Consider the following 15,668-nt stretch of genomic DNA (forward strand, 5'->3'; position numbering starts at 1 on the left):
ACCGCACCCGCCGCTTTACGCTCCGGCCTTGCGCGCCTTGCCGCGGCTGCGCCGCACATTGGCCAGGGAGTCGCCGATCATGGCGTGCACGGCCGCGTGCGCCAGCTTGGGCTGCTTGCGGCGGATCGCCTCCAGCACCTTCTGGTGGTGCGGCAGCGAATAGCGGAAATCGGTGGCGTTGCGCGCGGACAGCACGAAAAAGGTGCCCAGCGCAGTATCGATCACCGCGAACAGCGAGGACAGCAGCTCGTTGCCGGTGGCCTGCAGCACGGCTTCGTGGAAGCGCAGGTCGGCTTCGGCCCAGGCCTCCAGTGTCTGCGCCGCGTCCATCGCCTCGTAGGCGGACTGGATCTCGGCCAGCTGCGCATCGGTGCGGCGGCGCGCCGCGGCGGCCGCAGCCGCCGGCTCGATGACTTCGCGCATTTCCACCAGCTTGTCGATGAAATCGTCGGTGGGCATGGAAGCGCAGCGCCAGGCCAGCACGTCGGCGTCGAGCTGGTTCCAGTGGCGCGGCTCCTGCACGCGCGCGCCGACGCCGGCGCGCGATTCGATCAGGCCCTTGGCCGACAGCACCTTCATCGCCTCGCGCAAGGCGGTGCGGCTGACCTTGAGGCTTTCGGCCAGGGTCTCTTCGCGCGGCAACACCTCGCCCGGCTTGACCTGGCCGCTGACGATGCGCTGGCCGATCTCCTGCATCACGTGTCCGTACAGGTTGCGAACGGGGTTCGGCTTCCTCATGGAGGGCGCGTCCTTGGCGGGGTGGCAATGGTGTATGGCGGCGCGATCTTGCCAACTTTTTGCGGCACCCGCGACCGGCGTAGGTTGGGGTGAGCACAGCGAACCCCAACGGCCACGTCTTGGCAGGTGCCATGTTGGGGTTCGCTGCGCTCACCCCAACCTGCGCCAACGTCGGCGCCGGATGGCCGGCCGGCTTACATCGCCGAGATCCGGTACATCACCGTCGCATGCGGCTCCAGCTTCACCTTGATGGAGCCGTCGCCCTGCGCATCGGCGTGCTTCCACAGATCGCGCATGCGGTACTTGCCGGCCTTCAGCCCCACTTCCCGGGCCGTTACCGCCACGTCCTGCGCGGCATCGCCTTCGTTGAACACCGCCACCGCGCTGCTGCCATCCTTCAGCGGCTTGACGATCACATGGATGCCCTTGGCATCGCGCACCTGCTTGCCCTGCTTGCCCAGCGGGTCCTGGTCCACCGCGATCACGTCCTTGTTCAAGAGGATTTCCAGCGCGGACGGGCTGATCTTGCGAAGGTCCGTGCCGATCAGCAGCGGCGCGGCCATGATCGACCACAGGCTGAAGTGCGAGCGGTACTCCACGTCGGTCATGCCGCCGTTGCCCACTTCCAGCATGTCGGGGTCGTTCCAGTGGCCGGGGCCGGCATAGGCGTCGAGAACCACGTTCTCCTTGAAGATCTTCAGCATCGAGTCGTACTTGTCGCTGATGTCGCCGGTGGTGCGCCACGACGAGGCGCCGACAGCCGGGTCGGTGCCCCACAGCCACGCCTTGTTCTCGCCCCACTCGCACAGGCTGTAGAAGATCGGCCGGCCGGTGGCGCGCAGCGCTTCACCCATGGCGGCGTAGCGCTCCTTGGCGGGCTTCTTCTCGTTATTGCAGTTGTCGTACTTCAGATAGTCCGCGCCCACGGAGGCGAAGAACGCCGCGTCCTGCTTCTCGTGGCCCAGGCCGCCGGGGAAGCCGCGGTTGGCCTGGTGCGGTTCGCAGGTGTTGGTGCCGGCGCTGGAATACAGGCCGAAGGCGAAACCCTTGGAGTGCACGTAATCCGCCAGCGCCTTGATGCCGTGCGGAAAGCGCTTGAGGTTCGGCTGCAGGTTGCCCTGCTTGTCGCGCTGCCAGTCGGCCCAGCAGTCGTCGAGGTTGATATGGCGATAGCCGGCGTCGCGCAGGCCGCTGCTGATCATCTTGTCCGCCACGCCGCGGATCATGTCTTCGTTGAATTCGTCGCGGCAGTGGGTGGAATTCCAGTTATTGAAGCCCATCTGCGGCACGGCCGCGCTGGACCATTCCGGCTTGACGTCCTCGGCCGAGGCCGCCGTGGCGAAGCTCACGGCGACACAGATGGCGAGGCGGGTCATCGTTGCGGAAAACACTTTCATCGACTCTCTCCAGGCGGCATTCGAAAAAAACGACGGGCGGCGCGCAGAAACCTGGGGGAGGCGCGCCGCCCGTCCGGGGAAACTCGCTGCGAAGCCCGGATGGTGCTGGGCGGGTGTTCGAACCGTGCTGCTCCGTCGCGCATCGAGCGCGACGGGCTCAAGTCGTTGTACTCCCCTGACGTCCCCAGATAGTCAGTTAATCATACAAATATGAGCGAAGCCCGAATCATTGGTTGGGCGTGCCCATGAGATCAAGCTGCGATGCAACATCCGCATGCAATGGCTTGTGTTCGCGGCAAGGATCGCTGGTCGGATCACATGCAGTCGATGAAAATTAGACGTCCAAATCGACGGGCATGGTGCAGGATTGGATCGCGTATCGACGATGGAGCGCTGCATGGCTTTGCCATTTTTCACGATTGGCCATTCCAACCGGAGTCTTGCGGACTTCATCGCGCTGCTGCACGAAAACGAGGTGGGCCTGGTGGCGGATGTCAGGGCGTTTCCGCGCTCGCGCACCAACCCATCATTCAATGACGACGTGCTGCCGGCGTCCCTGGCGGCCGAAGGCATCGCCTATCGGCACCTGGCCGAACTCGGCGGCCGGCGGCGCAAATCCGAAACGGTGCCGGTCGAGACGAATGGCTACTGGACGCACCAGAGCTTTCACAACTACGCCGACTATGCCTTGACCCATGTCTTCCAGGTCGGGCTGGAAACGCTGATCGGCCTGGGCCGCGAGCAGCGCTGCGCCGTGATGTGTTCGGAAGCGGTGTGGTGGCGCTGCCATCGGCGCATCGTCACCGATTACCTGCTGGCGCGCGGCGAAACGGTGTTGCATATCCTGGGGCCGGGGCATGTGGAAACTGCCGAGCTTACCGAGCGTGCGAGACCGCATGCGGACGGCACCGTGACGTATCCGCCGGCGGGTGATTTGTTTGCTTAGAGGTGTAGCGAAGAGGGCTTGTTGCGAGCCTCAGCTCAGCGCTCCGCCCGGCCCCTCACCCCGACCCTCTCCCCGGAGGGGAGAGGGGGATGCAGGGCGGGGCAAAAATCGAGCGAAGAGCATGCGGCGCAGCCGCTGCGTTCCGCTTGCACGCTTCTGCTCTTGATCTACCGGGTCCCCTTGGCGCCGGCGGTGAGGGCTGGACGAAAAGGCCCCCGCAGGGGGGCGGGGACATGATGTCCCCGCCTTTTTGATCAGGGCATGGATGCCCTGTCAAAAAGCCCGGCCAGCCCTCACGGACCCTCAGCAGCTGCGCTGCTGAGGGCGCCAAGCAGGGTGCCCTCTCTTTTTGGTTACTTTTTCTCTGGGCACGCAGAGAAAAAGTAACTCGCCCCGCGGCAGCGGGGCGAAACACTCGCCAAAGGCGAGACCCACAAACGTCACCACGACAACCAAGCCATACAGTGACTGGATTCCGGCCTACGCCGGAATGACGAGCGAGGAGCGGGAAATTTGCGGGCTGCAAAAAAAGACGCCCAGGCGCGAGCGGAGAAAACAGGGACGGACGTCTCCCCCGCCATGCCCCCTCGCAGAGGCATGGCGCCCGGGCATCAAGCTCGCTCAGTAATAGCCGACCACGTTGAGGAACACGCCCTTATAGCGGTAGCCCAGCTTGGTCATGTCATCGTTGAAATCAGTGAAGTTGTAACCCAGCCCCATGCGGAAATGCTTGCTGACGTCATAGTCCACGCTGGCCAGCCAGCCCTTGCGGGTGCCGCCCTCGGACGCGCGCAGCACGCGGTACTCGCCCATCACGCTGAAGCCGCCCATCACGTAGCGGCGCGCCTGCCCGGCCAGCATCGTCGCCCGGTTGTCGTACCACGCCCCGGTGCCGCGGCCCTCGCGAGCCTCGCCTTCGCGGGTGGCCAGCTTCGCCGCGAACTCCCACTGCGTATCCAGCCGGTACACGCCTTCCAGCGAGAACACGCTGGAACGCTGGTCGTAGTAGCTGTCTGACTCGGTCTGGCCCGGCGAGGACAGGTCGTACAGGTAGGTGTACTTGCCCAGCACCGTCCAGCGCACGCTGTTCCACGGACGCCAGGCGAAACCGACATTGGTCTCGTTGAAGCGCGCGTTGTTGCTCGGGTCCACCTTGTCGCTGGTGCGCGACCAGTTGATGCGGCCGGCCACCTGCCACGACTCGTTGATCTTGTAGCTGAGCCGGTGCGTGGTCACCCACTGGTCGCGCTGCTCGGCGCCGCGGTCGCGCCGGTATTCCAGCTTGCTCGCCCAACTGGTCGAGGCGTCGGTCAGCCCGGCGTTGAGGCTGCCCGCATGGCGGTTGACGCGCCCTGCCCCGCTGGCCGCATCGAGCTGGCCATCCTGCAAGGTGAAGCCCAGCGTCCAGCCCAGGCTCGGATAGAAATCCATGCCGAAGGTGTGGCCGATGCCGGTATCGGGGCCGGACTTCAGCCACTGGCTCTCGTTATAGAGGTTGGTCTTGTCCGTCACGCGCCAGCGCTGGCCCAGGGTCAGGCCGTCCGGTGCCTGCGACAGCAGGCTGGAATCGTTGTACAGCGCGGTGCTGTCCACCGAATAGGTGTACGCGCCATACAGCGAGTGATCCGGATTGAGGCGGTACTCGCCGTTGACCTGCGCCGCATTGCCACGCGAACCGCGCGTGACTTCCGCCCCCGCATTGGACAGGTCGCCGAACTGGTACTTCGCACCCACGGTCACCGCATCGTTGGTCGGATACGCGCCGTTGTCGTTGTTCAACGTCACCTGCCCCGTGGCATACACATCGAGCGAGCTGCCGATGCGCTGCGTATAACCGAGGGCCGCCAAGGTGCCGGTACCGCTGCGCAACTGGTAGGTCTCGGTGACGCGGCGGATCTCCGCGATCAGGTCCGACTTCTCCGCCAGCTGCCAATCCAGCTGCACCTGTCCCTGCTCCAGCGCATCGTTGCCGCGCTTGGCATAGCTGTAGCGCCCGGACAGGCGCAGGCCGTCCTGGATCTGCCCGGCGAACTCCGCGCCGTATTCCTTGACGGCCAGGCCCTGGTCGGCACGCGCCACCGAATAGCCGGCATCGACGTCGCGCCACCACGCACCCACCGTCCACTCGCGCGCGCTCCAGCCCAGCTCGCGCAGGTCGGCGTGCGCATCCACCGCCGTGGCATTGCCGCCGCGGCTGCCCGATGTCACGGGATTGGTGCGGATAAAGCTCAGGCCGCCGTTGTCCGAGTAGTAGATCGGCGCCACCGCGGCATCGCTGTGCGAGCGCTCCACTTTCAGATAGGTGCCGCGCCCCGCCTGCAGCGTGACGTCCGCGCCCTTCAGCGAGTAGTCGTCACTCGAACGGCCTTCGTCGACATACGTGCCGCCCACCGCCACGTGCTCGCCGAACCAGTGCTTGGCCCGGATGCCCGCGGTGACGTCGTTGCTGTCGAAACCGCTGGGCACGTACTCGTAATCGGCCAGCAGGTGATTCTCGTAGCCGCCCTGCGGGCGATCGCGGAACAAGGTGCTGACATTGGCCTGGGCGATCTGCGCCAGCGGCCGGGTCAGCAGCAGGCGGCCCTGCATCTCGTTGATGTCGTAGTCGACGCCGCGCACCAGGGTGACGCGCGACACCACGCTGCCGGTGGCCGGATCGCGCACTTCCAGCACCACCTGGTCCGAACCCGGCAGGATGTCGGTGTTGCGCAGGTAGTACAGGCTGCCGCCGGTGCCGAGGAACTCGGTATGGCCCAGCACCGTCTGCGCCTGCGACGCGAACGCCTTCAGCAGCGTGTTCGGATCGCCCAACGGCGTGGCCTCGCGGCTGCGCCAGTCGATCGCCGCACCGTACAGGCTGCGCACGTACTGCGCGTACTGCGTGCCGGTGAAGCCGGTCTGGTAGTTGCCCCACAGCGCCTGGCTCTTGTCCCAGTCCAGGCGCAGGTACAGCTTGCCCTGGGTGTCGATGTCGCGGTACGTGGTCGAGTCGTCGCCGTACACCGGGTAGTACATGTTCGGATCGAGGCGGCGGAACACGTCCTTCGGATCGGCCTTGAAGAAGCCGTTGAACAGGCTGCCCGTGTTGCGTTCCGTGGTGTCGGCCTGGGCGGTGAACAGATAGCGCCCTTCCAGCTTGCCCTTCATATAGAAGGCCAGGCGTCCCTCGTCGAGGAAGCCGTCGCGGTAGCGCGGGTCCACCGTCAAGGCGGAAGCACCCGTGCCGCTGACCGAACTCTTCGACGCGGTGAGGTCGGCAATCGCCACCGCGAACAGATAGTTGTCGCGCACATTCACCGCCAGCGGATAGTGGCTGGCAGCACCGCCCGCGCCGCGCAGGGCGACGTCGAGCGTGTGCGACCCCGTCGGCAGCAGATACTCGGCGACGAACTTGCGCTGCTGGTCCACCGGCACGCTCTGCCCGGCGATGGTCACGGCGTACTGGTCCGGCACGTTCTGCCCGTAGACCCGCACGCGCGAACCGCGGATGGCGATGTTCTGCCGCCGCAGCGCATTGCCGCCGAAGGTGCTGTCGAGCAGCTCGCGGTCCTCCAGCTGGCTCGCGCTCATCGAGCGCAACTCGCCGGTGGCGCCCTGGCGGCGCTGCTCCAGCGAGCGCTGCCGGTCTTCCGGCCGCACCAGCTGCAAGCTGCGCGGATAGGTTTCATCCACGCTGCCGTCCTCGCCCCAGGCGCGCAGCACGTAGCTGAGCTGCTGGCCCGCCTGCAGGGAGATGCCGGCCGGCAGCTTGCCGTCCCAGCTCGCCTGCACCACCGCACCGGGAGCGACGTCCACCGTTGCCAGCGGTGCAGTCAGGTTGGTGTCGTCGCTCCGGTAGATGCTGATCTGCATCTTGCGGATGAACGCGTCGTAGTTGCTGTACACCTGGAAGCGCACGGGCTCGGTGACCTGGCCGCGCTCGAACGCGGCCACCGCGCTGCCCTGCACATTGAGCAGGGGCGAGGTCAGCGCCGGATCCTCGGTGGCCCAGATCAGGCCGCCGTTGGGCAGATCCAGGCTGTAGCGGCCGCGCGCCGCCGGTGCGCTTTGCGCGGCGGTGGTGGTGGTGGCAATGGCAGCGGCGTTAGCCGACTGCGCCTGGGCGGGCGTCCAGGCGCCCGCGATGAGCACGCCGAGAATGGCGGCGTCCAGCGTCCTGATCTGCATGGTCCGGTTGGCCTTGGTCGGAGAGTGAGAGCGGCGGGCGTTCATGGCTGCCCTCCCGTCTGCTGGTCGCCACGCGTGGCGGCGCGCTCCGGTGGTCCACCCGGCTCGTCGTTCTGCGGCGCCGGCAAGGTCTGCACCGGCAGCTTCACGCCGAAGTCGAAGCGCGCCGGAATACCCTGGGTAATGCGCTTCACCTGCGGGTTCGGCGTGGTGAACTCGCTGTCCGGCGGCAGCGTGGCCGCGTCGACCTTCATGATGAAGTTGCGGCCGCGCGCCATGTTCGGCACGTCGATGCCTTCCAGGTGGAAGCGGCCGTAGGCGTCGGTCTCGATCAGGTTGCCTTCCACCGTGCCGATGCGCACGCCGGGAATGCCGCGCTCGTCGACGCCGCGGTTGACGATCACGTAGTCCACGCGCAGGTTGCCGTCCGCTTCGGTGCTGACGCGGCGTTCCACCGTCAGCTTCTCCGCGGAATGGCCCGAAGCCGCATCGCCGCTCAGCGCCGTATCGCTCTGCCCGCCGCTGCGCAGGCGCACCGTGGTGCCTTCCGCGCTGGTCAGCTGGAAATCGCCGGTGAACTCGGCACGGCGCAGGCGCTGCGAGATCACGATGCGGCGCAGGTCTTCCGGCTGCGCCACCGTATCGCGGCCGCGCAGCGAACCCAGGGCGATGCCATGCAGCAGCGGCGCGCTCGCATCCGCCTCCGGCTGCGGGCCGTGCCCGCGGTCCACCGTGGTGGAACCGGCGATGTACGCGCCCGGGGCGAAGCCGCCCTGCACGCGCAGGCCGTCGGCGGTGGCGCTGGCCTGCCAGCCGTCGCCGTTGCGGTCGTCGAACACGGTGCCGAAGGCGCGGCTGTCCTCGAACAGCGGATCGGCATCGCGCTGCACCTTGGCCTGCGCCACGTTGCTGGTGAGCACGCCATTGAGCAGCATCTGCGCGGTGTTGACGTACTCGCCGCGGGCCGACGCGCCGGGACCGACGCGCATCAGGTACACCACCGTGATGCTCTTGCCGGCGCCGACGTCGATGCCTTCGACGCGGATCGGACTGCTGCCGGCCAGGCGCCCGCCGGAGTTGCCGACATTGAGCGAATCGGCCACCAGGGTGAAGCCCACCGGCGGGGTATCGGCCAGCACCGCCTGGTGCACGTCGGCCTTGCCGGTGTTCTGGATGGTCAGCGTGTAGCGCACCACGTCGCCCACCTTCACCGTCTGCGGCGTGGCCTGCTTGCTCACGTGCAGCAGCGCATCGTCGCTCACCGCCAGGGTGATCGAGGCCGTGCTGCAGTTGGTGCGCAGCAGCGTGTCGCAGATGCGGTAGCTCAACGTGTAGGTGCCGCGCGCGGTGCCCGCCGGCACGATCACGCTGCCGTCCGGGCCGATCGAAGCGCCCTTCAGGCCGCCGTTGTCCACCAGGGTGGTGATCACGCGACCGGGATCGCCGATGACCGCGCCGCCCTGGGTGTCGTTGCCCAGCACCTTGCCGGGCGTGCCGCCGGTGGCGCCGTTGACCGGCGTGGTGCGGTAGTCGTCGTTCACCGCCTGCAGCGGCAGCGAGACCACCGCCACCGTGGCGACGGCGCTCCTGCAGTTGGCCGGATTGAGCTTCTCGCAGATCCGATAGGTGATGGAGTACGTGCCGGCCGGCGTGCCCGGGGCGACCGAGACCTGGCCGGTGGCGGGATCCAGCTGCACGTTCGGGTTGCTCGCTGGCGTGGTCACCGTGAGGTTGACGTTGGTCGGCGTGGCCTTGGCGCCATCGAGCGTGTCGTTGTCCAGCACATTGCCCGCGTTCGGCTTGCCGGCGCCGCCGTCGATGCCGGTGTAGCTGTCGTCGGTGGCCGCGATCTTGCCGGCGGCGACCGTGACGCTGGCCGTGGCGGAACTGCAGTTGCTGGGATTGAGCTTTTCGCAGATCTGGTAGGTGATGGTGTACGTGCCGGCCGGCGTGCCCGGGGCCACCGAGACATTGCCCGTCGCCGGGTCCAGTTTGACGTTGGGGTTGCCCGGCGGGGTGGTGACCGACACCGTCACCGTCGACGGCGTGACCTTCGTGCCGTTGAGCGTGTCGTTGTCCAGCACATTGCCGACCGACGGATTGCCGTTGCCGCCATCGATGCCGGTGTAGTTGTCACCCGTGGCGACGATCTTGCCGGCGATCACGGTGACGTTCGCCGTCGCGGTGGCGCAGTTGGCCGGGTTGAGCTTCTCGCAGATCTGGTAGCCGATGCTGTACGTGCCGGCCGGCGTGCCCGGTGCGACCGAGACCTGGCCGGTGGCAGGGTCCAGCTTCACGTTCGGGTTGCTGGCCGGCGCCGTCACCGTCAGGTTGACGGTGGACGGAGTGGCCTTCACGCCGTCGAGCGTGTCGTTGTCCAGCACGTTGCCGGCGTTCGGCTGGCCCACGCCGCCATCGATGCCGGTGTAGGCGTCATTGGTGGCGACGATCTTGCCGGCGGCGACGATCACGCTGATCGTGGCGCTGGCGCAGCTGGCGGGGTTGATCTTGTCGCAGATCTGGTAGCCGATGGTGTACGTGCCGGCCGGCGTGCCCGGCGCCACCGAGACATTGCCGGTGGCCGGATCCAGCTTCACGTTCGGGTTGCTGGCCGGCGTGGTCACCGTCACGTTGACGGTGGACGGCGTGGCCTTGGCGCCATTGAGCGTGTCGTTGTCCAGCGCATTGCCCACCGACGGGTTGCCCGCGCCGGAAACGCCGGAGTAATTGTCGCTGCCCGCGGTGATCGGGCCGGCCACCACCGTGGCGGTCGCGGTGGCGGTGGCGCAGTTGCTCGGGTTGAGCTTTTCGCAGATCTGGTAGCCGATGGTGTACGTGCCGGCGGGCGTGCCCGGAGCGACCGACACTTCACCGGTCGCCGGATCGAGCTTCACGTTCGGGTTGCTGGCCGGCGAGGTGACGCTCAGCGTGACCGTCGAGACCGCCGCCGCGCTGCCGTTGAGCGTGTCGTTGCCCAGCACGTTGCCGACGTTTGCATTGCCGAGGCTGCTGTTGATGCCGGTGTAGTTGTCGTTGGCCGCGGCGATCTTGCCGGCGGCGACGGTGACGCTGGCCGTGGTGCTGGCGCAGTTGCTCGGGTTGAGCTTCTCGCAGATCTGGTAGGTGATGGTGTAGGTGCCAGCGGGCGTACCCGGGGCGACCGACACTTCGCCCGTCGCCGGGTCGAGCTTCACGTTCGGGTTGCTGGCCGGCGTGGTCACCGTCAGGTTGACGGTGGACGGGGTGGTCTTCACCCCATTGAGCGTGTCGTTATCCAGCACGTTGCCGGCATTGGCCTGCCCCACGCCGCCGTCGATGCCGGTATAGCTGTCGGGCGTGGCGGCGATCGCTGCCGCGCCCACCGTCACATCCGCTTCGGCGGTCGAACAATTGGAGGCCTGCGCGGCATCGCAGATGGTGTACGGAATCTTGTAGGTGCCGGCCGGCGTGCCGGGCTTCACCGTGATGGTGCCGTCGCCATTGAGGGTGAAGCCGCCAGTGGCCGGCGGATTGCCGACACTGCCCCAGCTCAGCGTCACCTGCCCCTTGGCGGTGCCGATGGCCGGACCGGTGGTGGTGCCGAACTGGTCATTGCCGACCACGTTGCCGGTGCTGCCGCCATTGGCGCCGTTTGGCACGTTGTAGCTGTCGTTCTTCGCGGTGATCTGCACGTCGCCGACCGGCGTATCGGTGGTGCCGGTGGACGTCACCGGCGAACCGCCGCCCGGCGGCGTGCCGGTGACGGTGGCGACGTTGTGCAGCGCCACGCCGGCATCCACGTCGGCCTGCTTCACCGTATAGACGAAACTGCCGCAGCTGGCGCTCTTGCCCGGATCGATCGAGGCCGGCGAGCACGCCAGCGCAGTGCCGCCGGCCATCGGGTCGGATACGGTCAGGCCATTGAGCGTGAGATTGCCGCTGTTGGTGGCGGTGATGGCGTAGCTGATGGTTTCGCCGACGTCCGCCTTGCCGTTGCCGTTGGTGTCGTTGAGCGTGGCGGTCTTGCTCACCTGCAGCGCGGGCGTGCCCTGCACCGTGGTGGTGGCGGTCGACGTGTTGTCGCCGGTGTCGGCGCTGGGCTCACCCACCGTGGTATCGGTGGAAGCCAGCTTGACGTTGGCGGTATTGCTCAGCGTGCCGATCAGGCTGACCGGCGCGGTGGCATTGATGGTCACCACCACGCTGCTGTTGGCGGGCAGGCTCTGCACCGCCCCGGTAACCGTATAGCCGGCGGCATCGCTGCCGGTGACATTCACGCCGAGCGCACCGCACACCGCGCCGTTGGTAGCGCTGCCGCAGCTCACGCCGCCGGCGCTGACGCCGGTGATGCCCACCGGCAGGGCGTCGGTGAATACCGCGCCGGTGGCCGTGTGCGTGCCGTTGTTGCTGATCGCCAGCGTGTAGCTCAGCGGCTGGCCGGCCTGCACGGTGGCGGGCGCGGTCTTCACCAGCTTGAGGTCCGCGATGCGCGGGATATTGGTGAGCGTGCAATCCACGCGGTCGCCCAGCTGTTGCAGGTCGACCTTGGGCGGGTTGGCGGGATCGAACGTGCCGGTGGGCAACACCGTTGCCGAACCCGGGTTGCCATTGGTGCAGACAATATTGCGGTCGTACTGGTCCAGCGTGGACTTGCTGCCCGGCGCCATCTCCTCCTTCAGCGTGATCACGTTGCCCGGCATGGTCGCCTGGCCGCTGATGTAGGCGTAGTTGCCGGTGGCCGCGCCGGTGGTGGAGGTATTGATGATCTCCTGGCCCTTCACGTTGATCACGCGATAGGTGAACTGGTCGCTGGCGTCCAGGCGGCCATTCGGCAGCGCCTTGCGCAGGCGCACGCCGCCCCAGCGCACGCCGAAGGCGAAGCCCTGCAGGCTGCTGGCGTTGGTGTGCACCTGGCCCATCACGGTGAACGGCGAGCCGGTGCGCGTGGTCGAGAACACCACGGCGTTGGCGGTGCCGCTCTTGCCGACCATGCGGATGCAATCGATCATGCCGGCGCAGGCCGAGGCCGGCGTGTTCGGCACGCCCGCGCTGCCCGGCGCGCCATAGGTGAGGTTGTTGGCCGCGGATGCGCCCAGCCATTCCACCAGGTTGAACGTGCTGCCGCCGGAGACCACGCCGAAGTCGAGATACTCGTTGCTGTTGGTGCTTTCGCCGTCGGCGACCACCATCTCGAACGCGTTGGTGCTCTCCACCCCGCTGGGGCCGAACAGATGGATGTCGCGCAAGGCCACCGTGGTGTCGTTGGCGACAGTGCCGGTGTTGGTGTACAGCGCAGCGGTATTGGGCTTGTAGATGGTGTAGTAGCCGGTGCTGCCGCTGAACTGCGAGCCGGTCCAGCTCGGCGCCTGCACGCCCTTGAGGCCCGCGCTCGAACCCACGTTGCTGACGTCGACCGTAAAGGTCATGGTCGAGCCGTCGGGCAGGTTGAACGTCAGCGGCGTCGAGCCATTGGCATTCAAGGTGACGCCGTCGAGCTGCAGCCAGCAGATCTCGTCGACGTGCGCGCCCTTGGAGTTGGGATCGGCCATGCGGCATTCGTTTGCCTGCGCCACTGTCGGCATGGCCATGCCCAGCAGCAGCAGCGCCAGCAAGGCGAAGAGCTTCTGGTACAGCGTCGCCCTGGCGCGTGTCCCTGTCCCGCGATAACTACCCGGCAAAGCGGACATATCCGTTCACTCTCATGCTCGTGGCGTCCCGCGCGGCGGAACGGCCTGGTCGGAAAGTGGCGCAGCCGTACCCGCTCCTCCGGTGCGCGGAGAAGTGCATGCAGACGGCGAAAAGCCCCTGGCCGCCGCTGCTGAAAAGCAGGACGGTTGCGCCCTTGTGGCGGCTAGAGATGGGGTGAGGAGGTGTCGGCGGCAGTCCCTGCAGCTGCCGTCACGACCTCAGCGCGAAAGCCTTGCTGACGACACCGGTTACCCCCTTTGGCGGCGGCTCCGCGACGCTACGCGGCAGCCAGGCCAATGTCGGCATTTCCCATCGATGCCGAATCGGTGTCGTCAGCGGCGCGGATCGTAAGCTTGCCGCGGGAAGGCGTGGAAGGTGGTGCTGCGGGAACTTGCGTATTGCACGGCGGGACGTGCCGCCGCCGCGCCAAAACTTTGGCGTGCCGCAGTTGGCATGGGAGGGATGGGGAAAAGGGCTTTTTCAGCGGGAAAACCGGCGTCGCTGCAGTTGGCGACGATTTTGCCGAAGCGGCTGCGCCGGGTTGGCGTGGCATGCGGCAAAGCTTGCGGACGGCGCAGGAAAGCGGCGTGCGTCGTACTGAAGCGCATTTGGGCAGCCGCTTCAATCGCGTGGCGAGCAAACTGTGAACCAGCTCGCGCAGATGCTTGCGCGAAGCTGGCGCGCGCTATTCGCTGGTCGCCAGCTCGTCGCTGTGCGAGGCCTTGCGGAACTGGTTGGGCGTCACGCCCATGCGTTCGCGAAACGCCGTGATGAAGTTGCAGGAACTGCGGAAGCCCACGCTCTCGGCGATGTCCTGCAGGCCCAGCGAGGTTTCGGTCAGCAGCTCGCGGCCTTTGCGCAGGCGCTCCTCGCGGATCCAGGCGAACACGGTGGTGCCCATGTGCTGGCGGAAGATCGCCGAGAGGCGCTTGTCGTGCGTGCCCACCTTGCGCGCGATCTCTTCCAGCGGCGGCAAGGCCGCCAGCTGCTCGCGGATCAGCCGCACGGCGGCGCGCAGGGTGATCTCGTCGTGCGACAGGAAGCTCTCGGCATCCGCCGGCGCCGCCGCATGCGCGCGCGGCCCCAGCCGCAGGTGGATGCGCACGCGGGCCAGCACCTCGTCGGGGTGGCTGGGCTTGAGCACGTAGTCGACGCCGCCGTGGGTCAGGCCTTCGAGGCGTTCTTCCAGCGCGCCGGCGGAGCTCAGGAAGATCACCGGCACGTGCTGCGTGCGCGGGGCTTCTTTCAGCAGGCGACAGGTGGCGAAACCGTCGAGCACCGGCATGCGCACGTCGAGCAGGATCAGGTCCGGCTGCAGCGCCATGGCGCGCTGGAAGCCCTGGCGTCCGTCGGTGGCCAGCGTCACGCGATAGCCCTCGCCCCGCAGCAGCTGCTGCAGGTGGCGAAGTTCTTCCGGCGAATCGTCGATCACCAGGATGTGCGGTGACGCCTGCGCTGGCATGTTTCCCCCTGTGGGCGGCCGAGGCCGCTGCCAACCGCCCGTGGCCATCCGGCTGCACGAGCGGAACGAGTATATAGCGGCTTTCGTTTCATCGTCCCCCCAGGCAAAACGGCGGTCCCCCCGGGCAAAGTCCGCCCCGCCGGCGTGGACCTAAGCTCCTCACCGTCGCCGCTCCGGCGCTGGCCTGGCCGCATCCGCACCATGCTCCTGACCGACAACCTCAACGACCTGTACCTGCTGACCCGCGTGATCGAGGCCGGCGGTTTCGCCGCCGCGGCCCGGCAGACCGGCATGACGCGCTCGCTGCTCAGCCGCCGCATCGTCGGGCTGGAGCAGCGGCTCGGCGCGCAGCTGCTGTTGCGCAACGCGCGCCACTTCGCCGTGACGCCGCTGGGCAACGAGGTATACCGCCACGCCCTGCTGATGTGCGAGTCGGCGGAAGCGGCCATCCATGCGGTGCAGGACGCGGCCGGCAATCCCGGCGGCCGCGTGCGCATCGACGTGCCGGACCTGGCCGGCGACCTGCTGTCGCAGGCACTGGTGGCAGTGTCCGCGCAGCACGAGCGCCTGCATCTTGCGCTGAGCATGAACGGCGGCGTCGAGGCCTTGCTGGCGCAGCGCGTGGACCTGGCCCTGCATATGGACGACAAGATGCCCGACCGCGGCGACATCGTGGCGCACAAGCTCTGCCACGTGCGCATGGTGACGGTGGGCAGCCCGCGCCTGTTCCGCCGCCTGGGTTCGCCGACGCATCCGGACCAGCTGGAAGACCGGCATTGCCTGGGTTATCCGAGCGCCGGCGGCTCGCGCCACTGGACCTTGCGCGGCGCGCGCGTGCGCAAGCCGGCGGGGCCGCTGAGCACGGGGCATCTGTCCACGCTGCTGGTAGCGGCGCGCGAAGGGGCCGGAGTGGCGCAGCTGCCGCTCTACGCCTGCGCGGATGACTTGAAGGCGAGCCGGCTGCAGCGGGTGTTCGAGGAGTTCGAGCCGGAGCCGACGCCGGTGCATCTGCTGAGCCTGTCGGGGATGGCGCTGACGGCGGCGACGCGCGGGGTGGTGCAGAGCTTGCGCAAGCAGTTGGCGTTGGCGCGGTTGCCGGGTGTCACGACAGGCGAGCATTAGCTCTGCTCCCTCTCCCCTCCGGGGAGAGGGCTGGGGTGAGGGGCCGGGCGGAGCGGTGAGCTGAGGGTCGCTACAAGCTCAAAAAGCTCTTCTTTTCTTCGTAGAAGCGTTGCCGCGAGCACCCGCCCCTCATCTGCCTGCCGGCATCTTCCTCGCTCCTCAAAGCCGC

8 protein-coding genes are annotated in these 15,668 nt (G+C 67.5%); 3 read left to right on the forward strand and 5 right to left on the reverse strand.

Annotated features, from left to right (window positions below; all coding sequences use genetic code 11):
• Nucleotides 1–15: 15 nt before the first annotated feature.
• A complete protein-coding gene (locus ISN75_RS11745) occupies nucleotides 16–738 on the reverse strand; it encodes a FadR/GntR family transcriptional regulator (protein WP_168648704.1) in 723 nt (240 codons plus the stop codon).
• A gap of 194 nt (nucleotides 739–932) precedes the next feature.
• A complete protein-coding gene (locus ISN75_RS11750) occupies nucleotides 933–2,135 on the reverse strand; it encodes a glycoside hydrolase family 27 protein (RefSeq protein WP_208399779.1) in 1,203 nt (400 codons plus the stop codon).
• A 397-nt stretch (nucleotides 2,136–2,532) separates the two neighbouring features.
• Here ISN75_RS11750 and ISN75_RS11755 point away from each other — a divergent pair, with 397 nt between their 5' ends.
• A complete protein-coding gene (locus ISN75_RS11755; RefSeq protein ID WP_343820235.1) occupies nucleotides 2,533–3,081 on the forward strand; it encodes a DUF488 domain-containing protein in 549 nt (182 codons plus the stop codon).
• Between the two features lie 621 nt (nucleotides 3,082–3,702).
• Here ISN75_RS11755 and ISN75_RS11760 read toward each other — a convergent pair.
• Nucleotides 3,703–7,293 carry a hypothetical protein gene (locus tag ISN75_RS11760; protein ID WP_343820237.1) on the reverse strand — a complete coding sequence of 1,197 codons (3,591 nt, stop codon included), beginning with the start codon at nucleotides 7,291–7,293 and terminating at the stop codon, nucleotides 3,703–3,705.
• Entirely contained in the window at nucleotides 7,290–12,914 is a 5,625-nt protein-coding gene (locus tag ISN75_RS11765) for a DUF7507 domain-containing protein (protein WP_343820238.1), read from the reverse strand. Before ISN75_RS11765 ends, ISN75_RS11760 begins: the two co-directional genes overlap by 4 nt.
• 297 nt (nucleotides 12,915–13,211) lie before the next feature.
• On the opposite strand from ISN75_RS11765, the gene ISN75_RS11770 reads away from it, so the two are divergent.
• Nucleotides 13,212–13,562, forward strand: a complete 351-nt coding sequence (locus ISN75_RS11770) for a hypothetical protein (RefSeq protein WP_343820240.1) — start codon at nucleotides 13,212–13,214, stop codon at nucleotides 13,560–13,562.
• Nucleotides 13,563–13,600: 38 nt separating this feature from the next.
• Here ISN75_RS11770 and ISN75_RS11775 read toward each other — a convergent pair whose 3' ends face one another.
• Nucleotides 13,601–14,377 (reverse strand): response regulator, encoded by a 777-nt coding sequence (locus ISN75_RS11775; RefSeq protein WP_167256172.1) that lies wholly within the window; start codon nucleotides 14,375–14,377, stop codon nucleotides 13,601–13,603.
• Between the two features lie 201 nt (nucleotides 14,378–14,578).
• Here ISN75_RS11775 and ISN75_RS11780 point away from each other — a divergent pair, with 201 nt between their 5' ends.
• The gene (locus ISN75_RS11780; protein ID WP_167256174.1) at nucleotides 14,579–15,499 is read left to right on the forward strand and encodes a LysR family transcriptional regulator; all 921 of its coding nucleotides are present in this window, start codon (nucleotides 14,579–14,581) and stop codon (nucleotides 15,497–15,499) included.
• The last annotated feature ends 169 nt before the right edge of the window (nucleotides 15,500–15,668 follow it).

Source organism: Dyella marensis, from assembly GCF_049532885.1.
Classification (GTDB): domain Bacteria; phylum Pseudomonadota; class Gammaproteobacteria; order Xanthomonadales; family Rhodanobacteraceae; genus Dyella_D; species Dyella_D marensis.

What these genes read in the sequence shown, in the direction of transcription:
- ISN75_RS11745 (WP_168648704.1), bottom strand. Translation starts at nt 738, where the DNA reads ATGAGGAAGCCGAACCCCGTTCGCAACCTGTACGGACACGTGATGCAG.
- ISN75_RS11750 (WP_208399779.1), bottom strand. Translation starts at nt 2,135, where the DNA reads ATGAAAGTGTTTTCCGCAACGATGACCCGCCTCGCCATCTGTGTCGCC.
- ISN75_RS11755 (WP_343820235.1), top strand. Translation starts at nt 2,533, where the DNA reads ATGGCTTTGCCATTTTTCACGATTGGCCATTCCAACCGGAGTCTTGCG.
- ISN75_RS11760 (WP_343820237.1), bottom strand. Translation starts at nt 7,293, where the DNA reads ATGAACGCCCGCCGCTCTCACTCTCCGACCAAGGCCAACCGGACCATG.
- ISN75_RS11765 (WP_343820238.1), bottom strand. Translation starts at nt 12,914, where the DNA reads ATGTCCGCTTTGCCGGGTAGTTATCGCGGGACAGGGACACGCGCCAGG.
- ISN75_RS11770 (WP_343820240.1), top strand. Translation starts at nt 13,212, where the DNA reads ATGTCGGCATTTCCCATCGATGCCGAATCGGTGTCGTCAGCGGCGCGG.
- ISN75_RS11775 (WP_167256172.1), bottom strand. Translation starts at nt 14,377, where the DNA reads ATGCCAGCGCAGGCGTCACCGCACATCCTGGTGATCGACGATTCGCCG.
- ISN75_RS11780 (WP_167256174.1), top strand. Translation starts at nt 14,579, where the DNA reads ATGCTCCTGACCGACAACCTCAACGACCTGTACCTGCTGACCCGCGTG.